Origin of the sequence: Oceaniferula spumae, assembly GCF_042849255.1 — a bacterium.
In the GTDB taxonomy this organism is placed as follows: Bacteria; Verrucomicrobiota; Verrucomicrobiia; order Verrucomicrobiales; family Akkermansiaceae; genus Oceaniferula; species Oceaniferula spumae.
Genome location: NZ_AP026866.1, coordinates 2,456,674 through 2,465,427, shown reverse-complemented (window position 1 = coordinate 2,465,427; position 8,754 = coordinate 2,456,674). Strand labels below are relative to the sequence as shown.

At 54.5% G+C, this 8,754-nt stretch carries 5 protein-coding genes; 1 reads left to right on the top strand and 4 read right to left on the bottom strand.

Annotated elements, in window-relative coordinates; all coding sequences use genetic code 11:
* Window positions 1-36 precede the first annotated feature (36 nt).
* Window positions 37-3,714, bottom strand: a complete 3,678-nt coding sequence (locus ACSPJT_RS10195) for a CBM96 family carbohydrate-binding protein (protein WP_435892441.1) — start codon at window positions 3,712-3,714, stop codon at window positions 37-39.
* Between the two features lie 291 nt (window positions 3,715-4,005).
* On the opposite strand from ACSPJT_RS10195, the gene ACSPJT_RS10190 reads away from it, so the two are divergent.
* Window positions 4,006-6,378 carry a DUF6288 domain-containing protein gene (locus ACSPJT_RS10190; RefSeq protein WP_435892440.1) on the top strand — a complete coding sequence of 791 codons (2,373 nt, stop codon included), beginning with the start codon at window positions 4,006-4,008 and terminating at the stop codon, window positions 6,376-6,378.
* A 61-nt stretch (window positions 6,379-6,439) separates the two neighbouring features.
* On the opposite strand, the gene ACSPJT_RS10185 is transcribed toward ACSPJT_RS10190, so the two are convergent.
* From ACSPJT_RS10185 to ACSPJT_RS10175, 3 genes are all read right to left on the bottom strand, one after another.
* Window positions 6,440-7,177, bottom strand: coding sequence for a PEP-CTERM sorting domain-containing protein (locus ACSPJT_RS10185; RefSeq protein ID WP_435892439.1), 738 nt, complete (start codon window positions 7,175-7,177; stop codon window positions 6,440-6,442).
* A 110-nt stretch (window positions 7,178-7,287) separates the two neighbouring features.
* Window positions 7,288-7,485 carry a hypothetical protein gene (locus ACSPJT_RS10180; protein ID WP_435892438.1) on the bottom strand — a complete coding sequence of 66 codons (198 nt, stop codon included), beginning with the start codon at window positions 7,483-7,485 and terminating at the stop codon, window positions 7,288-7,290.
* A gap of 209 nt (window positions 7,486-7,694) precedes the next feature.
* A complete protein-coding gene (locus ACSPJT_RS10175) occupies window positions 7,695-8,747 on the bottom strand; it encodes a polysaccharide lyase family 8 super-sandwich domain-containing protein (RefSeq protein WP_435892437.1) in 1,053 nt (350 codons plus the stop codon).
* Between the last annotated feature and the right edge of the window lie 7 nt (window positions 8,748-8,754).

The following is an 8,754-nucleotide window of genomic DNA, read 5'->3' as shown; positions in this document are numbered from 1 at the left end:
AATTTCTCCTTGTTGGTTTCAATGACCTTAGTTTCATCAAGGGATCGTGTTGACTTGCAAGCGGATGAATTGTCGCTGCGGCATGATCGGGAATGTTAGAGCGACTTGTTCATAGTCCGCGTCAATGCCGGTCACGTTGCGCTCATAGTCCACGCCTTCGGTTAGGTCGGTTACGGGGTCCCACTGAGACAGATCGGTGCTGAGCTGTTCCACGATGGCGAGGCCGTTGCCAGTGGGGTCGATCAGGCGGGTGTAGGTGAATGTCCAAGTCCCGTCCGGGGCGCCGGCGGCCGGTGTGGGATCTGCTGCCACCACGCCTAGCGGGTTGCGATCGATGAGTGCCACGCTCGGGTCGTCGTGATTGTCCAGGTTGAACACAAAAGAGAACACGTTGGGAAATCCGTCGCCATTGGCGTCGATCCAGTCCTCGCTTCCGTCGGCGGCAAGTCCGGCAACCGTGCGCCAGTCATCGATCAGCAATGAGCCGTCGGTGGTGACCACCAGTGCATATTCGGTGGAGGTCTGCTCGACGAGCCAAGTCCGTCCGGCCGGCAGGGTCGGCAAGTTAGTGGTCGCAAAGCTACCATTGATGGACGGTGCTTTTACCAACACAAAGCGGTCGCCTATTTGCGGCACGAAGCTGTCCACCAGACTGACTTCCAAGGTTCCTCCCAGGGTGGCAGTAAGTGGATCTCCAAATGCATCATTGCCACTGAGTACCTCGATCTGATGATATTGCTTATGCACCGTGGTGCCGCCGATGTTCATCCATTGTGTCTGGCTGGCGGTGGGGGTGAAATCCACAGCCAGCGTACGCGAGCCCCAGGTCACGGTGGTGTCGTCGATGGCACGTCGCTTGGCCGCGCCACCGCCGCCATAGTCGTGGTTGTCGGGGTGGAAGCTTGGGTTGGCTGCTAAAAACCAATCCGAATATTCCTTGTGCAGGATGATCTGGAAAGTGCCGTAGGCGTCACTGGAGCTGCCATGCCAGTCGTTGTCGACCACTTCGAAGTAGATGGAGAAATGATCTTCTTCACCGGAATACTGCGTAGGGCCGAATACTGGATTGATGAAATTGCCTGGGAAGTGGCTTTCCTTGTTCGCGAGGATGGACTCGACCATACGACGGTGATCGTGCTCCCAACCGGTGCCACGCACGCGAACTCCCCAGTCATTAACCAGCTCGTAGAGCTTATCCAGATGGTTGGTTGATGGGCCGGTGTTCGCCGGCATGGCTGGCCCGGGGTAGAAGTCGCCGCCATCGGCATCGACAAAGAGCTGCGTTGCCGCACCGAGATCGGTGATGCCGGTCAGACCGTCGCGGTTTTCACCGCCTCCGGCGTGCACGTTGTCGGCCAGGTAGAGTGTCCCCGCACCATTGTTCGTGGTGTAATCCGTTCCGGGGGAATAGGTCTGGACGAGATCGTAGTCGTAGTGCCCCGGACCAGTCATCACCGCGTTGCGCCAGAGGTGCATGCCCGGCATGCCAGAGACGCTGCCTTTTTCCGTGATGCCGTCGGCCAGTTCTTGGGCCCAGTTTCCGTAGATTGCATTGTGGTGCACCTCCAGGTTCGGGGTCGGTTTCAGGCGGATGTGGTCGATAGCACCGTAGGCCAAGACGTTGTGGGCGATGCGCGCGGCCATGTTCTGATCGGTAGTTAGATCGATCAGTACGGACTTGCCTTCATCGAGGATAAAGACGCTCTGTGGCTTGGTATTAACCCAGGAGTAAATGCGCTGCTCGACGCCAAAAATCAGGTTGCCGTGAAGATCCCAGCGGTAGCGGAATCCTCCGAGACCGTAGCCCGTGCCGCTGCCGGTCTCATCTGTCTCCGCAGGATCGTAGAGTGGGTTGCCTGGGTCCTCGAAGTTCGCCTCGGCCCACTTGCGCATGATGCCGTGGCCACCGGAAAGCGAGGCGTGGCCGATGTTATAGATGACGTTGTTACGCACCGTGACGTAGCGGGCATACTCGATGTTGACTCCCTTTTGAAAACAATCGTGAATCACGCACTCCTTGATGGTGATGTGGGTGCCGTCGACGTGCACTGCGATGCCGCCGCCGGGCAACTCTTTGTCCAGATCCCACCAGCTGCGAGCCAGCGCTTCCCAGTGGTCAATCGCGTCTGTTCCGCCGTCGATTTCAAATTCACGCAGCTCGATCCAGTCCGCCGTGTCTTCGAAGTCAAAGCAAATGCTGTCGGCGAAATCGAAGGTGACCCGTTCTCCGGGTAGTGGCCGGATCAGGATGGGATTGGCCTCTGTGCCGGCCACATTTTCAATACGTGTTAGACTCATTTCGTAACGGCCGCCACGGACGAAGACGGAGTCACCTGGAGTGGCCACGACAAGGGCGGCAGGGATCGTCGCGTAGGGGTTGCCCGCGCTGCCATCGCCGGTGGTGTCGCTGCCGGTATTCGGAGAGACGTATAGTCCGGACGGATTACCGCCGCCTGCGATGATTTCGAGATTAATGGTCTTGGTGATCGAGCCACCGTTGCTATCGGAGTAGCGGATGGTGACCGTGTGAGTGCCGATTTGGTCCGTGGTAGGGCGCATGGAAAGCAGTCCGCCTCCCTCGGTGATGTGCAGGCCAACTGGTCCTTCGACAACCTCAAAGACCACATCCGGATCATTCACGCCAGGTGTGGCGGCAATGTCGAGCTCCCATGGCGATCCCACAGCGATGGTCTGATCGACCAGTGTGGGCAGCGAGAGCGTGTCGATTTCAAAATCCTCATCGAGAGGGTTGTTTCCGGAAAAGGCAGGGTCCTCGCTGTGGAGCGGCAGGAGTTGCAGGGTCAGTGGCAACGGGCCTTGGTAGCTGCCGCCATCGTTCATGCCCTTGAGCGTGAGCACCACGGGCGTGTTCCAGTTTCCTGCATCAAAAATCAGTAGGGAAACAGGGGCATCGCTGCCATCGACCAGCTTGGCGGAGTCGGTGTCGGTGAGCGCCAATGGTACGTAGACCGGATGCGTCGGTGCCTGTGACAGTTGGAACGAAATCTGCGGACCGCTGCCGTTGATGTTAGGTCGCACATTGGTGTTATATTGGACAATTAGTCGTAAATCAGGGTCCGGGCGATAGTCCACCTCCAGGCGTGGTGCCTGAGAAGCGCCGGCTTCACGGGTTGCTATTTCCTGCACGCCGCTGTCGTCGGATTCCTCCAGCACGTAACTCACGGTGGCAGGGTTTGGCGGCATGCTGGGCAAGGCAACTTCGCTGCGGCTGTTGGCGGCACCGGCAGGAATCGATGCGGAGAGATCTTGCAGTAAACCGTTAGGCGCGTTGTCCCAAGTGATTTCCTCTTCGTCCCAAAGTGCGGCTGGATTTCCCTGAGGTAGGGTGAAGACAGGCAGGGCGTCAGGTTCGTCGAGCCGGTAAATCGACAACCTCGACGCTTCGATCACTCCGGGAACATTGACCTGAAAAGCCAGGTAGGCTTTGCGGTTGCTGCCGCGCATCTGGATAAATGCGTCAGAACCGTAGTTGGAGGTAGAGTTGTTGCTGCGAATACCCGCATCGGCGTGGGCTGTGATGACCTCGGTCAACAGTGGCGGATCTTGAATATTTTCGTCCAAGGGCGCAAAGTCCTCGTTGTCAGGGCGACCGTCATCATCGTCATCCGGATCGACGCGGTCGAACTGTAAATCACCATCCGTATCCTGCTCCAGGGGGATATTAGGATGATTGGCTTCGGCGAGAGGCATCATGATAGCAGAGCACACAAAAAGAGTGAGCAATAAGCTTCCGCCTGAAGGGAATAACGAGGATCTCATCATTTGGTTTTATGGAATATCAAGCAACAGGTCAATGGTGTTTAAATGTCCTAAATCATATAGGTCTTGTGAATTTAAGCCTCCCTTAATATTTTGGCATTCACGTGATTACATAAAAATGAGGTCAGAATCGTAATCCAATCACTAAAATGAGGGCAAAGATTGCCCCAGTTATTGACGTTGGCTTGATTGACTTACTGGCTGTCTACGGCATGTTTTCGGGCTATGATGACCCTGTCCCTGTTATTGCCAGTGCCAAAACGATTGAAACGGCTCTGCTTCGTAGCGCTACCGTTCGTGCTCTCATTTCAAGCACTGGCGAAGGATCCTGCCCTACCTAACAAAATCTTAGATTTCACCGCCGGAGACCAGCTACCGAAGAATGCCTCACACGATTGGACACTCGGGCCGACCGGTGCACGCGGCTGGTGCCAGGTGAGCAAAGGAATTGCTGCGGAGGGAAATACATCGTCGTCACGCCAGATCCTCATTACCCAAGTGGCCAAAGGCGGAGCTGCGGACGGGGTATTGAAAAAAGGAGACGTCATTCTAGGAATCGGAGCGAAGCGGTTTGATCGCGATGCTCGGATCACTTTTGCCAAGGCCTTGGGTTCGGCTCAGGCTGCCGATGGCAAGTTTGTCCTCCAGCGCTTTCGTGGAGGCAAAACCGAGCAGGTGACCATTGCTCTTCCGAAGTTGCCGGCATTCTCTAACACCGCGCCCTACGATTGTAAAAAATCAAGTATCTTGCTCGATCAAGGATGTGCAGCTCTGGCCAAACGTGGCTTGGGCAAGGTGGGGATTGCCACCCATCTGAATGCTCTGGCCCTGCTCGCCAGCGGGGATGAACAATATCTGGAGCTGGTGAAAAACTACGCTCACAAAGTGGTGCGAAAACCTCTGTCGCCAGAGATCGGCCTACCGTGCTGGCACTTTGCTTTTACCAACCTTTTCCTGAGCGAATATTATCTTCTAACAAAGGATCAAAAAGTCCTTCCTGAAATCAAACGCCTCAGCGGACACCTCGTCGCTGGTCGTGGGCCATTGAGCACGTGGGGGCACAGTTTTGTGGACCCTAACAACCACCGACTTCGCGGCTATGGCGCGGTCAATGCCGTGGGCGTTCCTGTGGTGATGTCGCTGACGCTGGCGAGAGAGTGCGGCATCGATGTTCCCAATCTCGACAAGTGCATCACCGAGAGCGCGCACTTTTTCCGACGTCACGTTGGTCTGGGTGCCATTCCCTATGGTGACGGACCACCCACCACGCAATATGGCCACGATGACAATGGCAAAAACTCGGCCAGTGCATTGTTCTTTAACTTGTTAGGCGATGATATGGCGACCCGTTACTACGCCAGAACCGCGATGGCATCCTACGGCAGCGACCGCGAGCAGGGGCATACCGGTAACTTTTTCAACATGCTGTGGTCATTGCCAGCTGTTGCCTTAGGTGGTCCGGAGTCCACCGGAATGTGGCTGAAGGAATTCGGCTGGTATTACGATTTGGCCCGCGACTCTGAACACAAATATCGCTATCAGGGATATCCTAATGAACGGTCTAACAGCGCGCACTCCGGCTGGGACTGTCCGGGAGCCTACCTCCTGCATTATGCCGTCGCACGGAAACAACTACGCCTGACCGGTAAAAAACCATCCAGCATCAAAGCCTTCACGACGGAAGAAAATAAAGAGAACATCAGCGCCGGAAGAGTCAGCTACAAGGGAGCTTCGGCTGATGTGCTGAAAAAGACCCTTTCATCGTGGTCACCAGTCGCGCGGATGCGTGCCGAGAAGGAGATGAGAAAGCGCAAGATGTTAGTTGGCGCCGAGACTGGATTGAAGGCCACGGACCCATTGGAAAGGGTCGCTGCGGTGAGCTCGTTATCAGATTTTGATATGTGTGCGAAGATGCTGGAAGACTCTGATCTGAGAGTCCGTCTGGCAGCGATGCAAACACTTGCCAGACTAAATAAATCCCGTGCCGTCGCCAGTGTGTTCAAACATCTTGTTAGGGTGAAAAAAGAAAGCCCCGTATTCACTCAAAAGCTATCCGACATCTTTTTCCCCTTGGGAGCCAGAGGTAAAATGATAGGTGATCTGTTAACGGGAATCGAGGACCGGAAGATGGCTGTCTCAGCGATCAAAATCCTAATGGATGATGAAGACGCTCTGGTTTCCTCGCGCATCGCCATGGGAGTCCGTTACTTGCCGAAACAGGAGCAGATCGATTTACTGCCGCAAATTTACAAACGTGCCATACAGCCACCTCCAGGCAATGTCATGTTTTCTAACGGTCTTCGTGTTTCCTGCGTCGAGGTGCTGGCCAGTATGAAACTCAAAGAGGGTCTGGAAATCGCCGCCGATCTCGTGGCAGAAAACTCCTGGGGTAGAAACGCCAGAATCCCACGCGCTGCCAATGTGGTAACCAGCTATCAAGGCCACGCCAAAGCCGTGCTGCCTGAACTCAACAAAGCCGAGGCCTCCTACAGCAAGAAGGATGACAAATGGAAGATCCTGATTCAGAAAACCATCACCACGGTCAAAAAAGCACCCCAGCCCAAGGACAAGCTAAAGTCCATCAGGGACCTTCGCTAAGAATGAAAAAGCCCATCCTACCGAATCAGGCTGGATGGGCTGACTTTTCAGAGAGTAGGTATTACTTCCGGCGTCGCAGAAGCAGGCCGAGTCCCCCGAGACCGAGCAGCGCGGCGCTGGATGGTTCCGGCACCGTGGTAATCGTCCAGTTACCAGCCCCGGCAAATTGATTGCCAGCGCGAGCGTAGAGCTGATCCATGTTTTGAATCTGAGTGGCCGTGATGTTCAGTGCAGCGTCGTTGACTAGGACTTGATTGGCTCCAGACGGATCGTAGACAAGATCGGCAGTGCCATTAATTACATCGTAATCGAGCCTCAGAGTGGCAATGTTTCCACCGTTTGTACCCACGTTGGCTAAGCCAGCGTCGCTATTGTATCGGGTTCCATTGAAGTTGATGAAGAAATTGTTGCTGTCGTTGAAATCGCCTCCAATGAGGAGTTGAGGGCCACCTCCGGAGGCATTAATGCCAGCCTCCCAGAATGTATCGATACGAGCATCAATTAGGATCGAAAATGAGGTGACAGCAGGACCGATAGTGAAGCTGAAGTTGGAATCGTTTGTGCGCGTGATGATGTCATCCCCGCCGTTGTGGTTACGAAGATAAATCAGCCCGGATTGGCTCTGAGCTCGCCAGTTTCCTATATCGGATCCTGTCCAGTTATCACGATTGCCAGCATCGGAAAATAAGGTTCCAGACGGGCCGATATTTGTCTCCACGCTATAGCTTACGGAGGCGGCTATTGATGTTCCTTGGATGAGAGTGGGAAGAATTAGTCTTGTTAGTAATTTAGAGTTCATAGTTTATGAATGTCTTGGTCGCTATACGCTGCATTTTTCAATCATAGAGAGTTAGCCGGTCTTTGTCATGCTCGTTTTACGACAATGAACTTTACGAATTAGGCACTAGTTCATATTCGAGCGGCATGTAGTAATCTGGCTCTATGCTGAGGGATGGTGATGCCATCTTTATGGGAGATTTCGACGGGATTACTTTTGGTCGGGCCGATTTTCCACAAGCCGCCGAGGGTGATGCCCAGAGGCTCGGTGCGTTTGATGTCCGGGCACACGGTGCTGAGTTTCAGACCCGCTTCTGACTTCTTGAGCATGATGATCCACTTGAGACTGTGAGCCTGATTTGTAGCGTGCGGATAATGTCGAGAGATTACTGGCGCCAGTGCTTTTCCATGTGTTAAACAGTCCGTTTTCGAAGTTCTGGTAACCCGGCTGTGGCACCTCCTTGGTGAATGTCCCATGGGGTGTAAAGAGCAGTGTGCATAGACAGACGAGCTGTGAGAGGTGGAATTTAATGGGGGGATTATTTGAGAACACAACGTAGGGTGCGGCCTCGGTCCGTGTTGAAGTTGAGGGTAGTTTTGCCATCGACTGTGGTGGCGGCGACGCCAATGCCGCTTTGCAGGGTGTATGGCCCGTTGAGAGTGACGATGATGGGGCCGTTGCCTTTGGAATTGAAAATTTCGTCTTCTTCCGATGGCGTGCGGAGATCTGAACCTGTTAGGTAGAGTTTGAGAGTGTTTTCTTCTAGCTTGGTGATGATTAGACAGGGGGCTGAGACCTTAATGACGGCTGGGTTTGGTTTGCCTTCTTGCGGCACGGCTTCGGCTTTGCCGGCTTTGAAAAGAGCGTAGCTGGTGGTGTTTCCTGCCGCCACGATGTGGGCACCGGAGTCGTGGCGTAGCAGAGTGTAGCCACGGGAATTTTTCCATGCTTCCACGCGTTCTTTGTTCGGGGATACGAGCACCGAGTAGTGGTAGGACGCATTTTTGGTCTGTGTGCCGTGATCGAGCCAAGCGCGAGCCTGGTGAGAGTTAGTGTGGCTGCTCTGGCGGGAGATGCGCAGGTCCTGTTTACCGGGGATGTGGTAATAATTCCCTACAACATCGCACAGCAGGGTGGGTGATGTGAAGGTTTTGTCGTAGGGGAGGGCGCTAACGTCTTTGCCATTGATTCCGATTGGATGGTCAGCTTTTTTAAGGTGCTGCTGGAAGAGTAAGGTTTCGACCGGATCCTTGCTGTTAGGATGGCTGATCGAGCTGCCGAGGCATACGATGATATCGTTAAAACAGTGAAAAGATTTCTGCGCTTTTAAACCGCTGTTGGCGGGGTTCGACTTGGCGTTTCTATTCAAAGCCATGACGAGGAGTTCGGCTTTATCTAACGAAAGTCGGGTGACGGTGGCTCCTGGGAAACGCGACCAGTCCCAGCCGGGATTGAAAACGTCTGAGGCTATGCGGTGGGCTTTGATCTGGCCCTCTGGCAGAGGCGTAGGGGTGGGTTCTGCGATCACTGGCAACGCGATAGTCAACCACGCAACGAGGGCGACGCCCAGATATGATGACTTGGGAGTCATGGTGAAG